This window comes from Asanoa sp. NPDC050611, from assembly GCF_040654855.1.
In the GTDB taxonomy this organism is placed as follows: domain Bacteria; phylum Actinomycetota; class Actinomycetes; order Mycobacteriales; family Micromonosporaceae; genus Asanoa.
This window is the reverse complement of record NZ_JBFAIU010000666.1, coordinates 1-1,575: the sequence shown is the minus strand read 5'-3', so window position 1 is coordinate 1,575 and position 1,575 is coordinate 1. Positions and strand designations below refer to the sequence as shown.

At 71.9% G+C, this 1,575-nt stretch carries 1 protein-coding gene and 1 pseudogene; both read right to left on the bottom strand.

Annotation, left to right across the window (positions count from 1 at the left end; all coding sequences use genetic code 11):
• Positions 1–721 (bottom strand): annotated as a pseudogene (locus AB0H87_RS41650) (hypothetical protein); the annotation flags it as partial.
• Positions 722–784: 63 nt separating this feature from the next.
• Positions 785–1,575, bottom strand: a 791-nt coding sequence (locus AB0H87_RS41645) for a uroporphyrinogen decarboxylase family protein (protein WP_360159348.1), incomplete at its 5' end; no start/stop codon positions are given.

Below are 1,575 nucleotides of genomic sequence, written 5' to 3'. Positions count from 1 at the left end.
GCTCGAGAAGGTCGGCCTGAGCTTCGTGCGGCGGTTCACCGGCGACTGGCCGGAGGTCATCGAGGGTTCCGAACACGGCGACGTCGAGTACGCGCATGACCGCTCTGGTCATCTCCACGTAGGGCACCGACACCAGCGGCGACGTGAGCTCCACGGCCAGGCCGGCGGGCATCAGCGGACCGGCCATCAGCAGGCCGGACAGGAACTGGCTCGAGAGGTGGCCACTGATCCGGACCGGTCCGCCCCGCATCGGGCCCTGGATCGTCGCCGGCAGCCGGCCCTCCTCCGACACGACCGCGCCCAGGTCACGCAGGGCGTCGAAGACCGGGCCGAAGGGCCGGGCGCGCAGTTGCGTGGAGCCGTCGACGACCGTGCGGCCCGGACGCAGCGCGGCCGCCGGCAGGATGAACCTCGACGTGGTGCCGGACTGGCGCGCGTCGACCCACGCATCCGACGTGCCCGCGCGGGGATCCACCCCGGTCACCCTGACGGTGGCGGTCGCCGGGTCGGCGTCGACGGTCGCGCCCAGCGCGGCGATCGCGCCGAGCATCGCCCGCGTGTCGTCCGCGAACAGGGCGCCGGTCAACGTGGACGTGTCCGGCGCGAACGACGCGCAGAGCAGCGCCCGGTTCGTGATGCTCTTCGAACCCGGCGGGCGGACGGTGGCATCCAGCGGCGCCCTCAGCGGCGTGACGGCGATGACGTCCGGACGATCAGACACAGCCATGATCTTGTCACGCCGAGTCGGCCGGCCGGAGCCTCGTAGCGGTCGAGGCCGTGATGCTCACCCGTTTCGGAGGATTTCGGCGGCGCCGGCCATGGCGCGCATCTTTCCCGTAGCCGACTCCCAGGGGATGTACTTCATGCCGCAGTCCGGGGCGATCACGACCTGCTCCGGTGCGACGTGCGGCAGCGCGCGCCGGACGCGCGCGACGACCGTGTCCACCGACTCGACCGCCGGATCGGACAGGTCGATCACGCCGAGCATGATTGTCTTGCCGTTCAGGTGTTTCAGCACCGACGTGTCGAGATTGGACTGTGCCGTCTCGATCGAGATCTGGTCGCAGGTGGCGTCGGCGAGCTCCGGCAGGAACGAGTAACCCGAAGGCCGGTCGTGGATGATCGCGGCGTAGCCGAAACACAGGTGCACCGCGGTGGTGCCGACCACGCCGGCCAGCGCGCGGTTGATGGCCTGCACGCCGTACGCCCGCGCCGGCTCGGGTCGGGCCTGCAGGTAGGGCTCGTCGAGCTGCACGATGTCGGCGCCGGCCGCGAACAGGTCCCGCACCTCGGCGTTGACGGCGTCGGCATACGCGTACGCGAGGGATCGCGGGTCTCCGTAGTGGTCGTCCTGGGCCTGCTGCGACATGGTGAACGGGCCCGGCACCGTGACCTTGACCGTGCGGTCGGTGTGCGCCCGCAGGAATCGGACGTCGGCCACCTGCACCGGCCGCGGCCGGCTCACCGCTGCGACCACGCGGGGCACGGGGTTCGGGTGCCCGCTGCGGTCCAGCGCCTCCCCCGGCTTGTCGCGCTGCCCGACGCCGAGGCGACCGAGGTCGCGGCCCGGCTCAC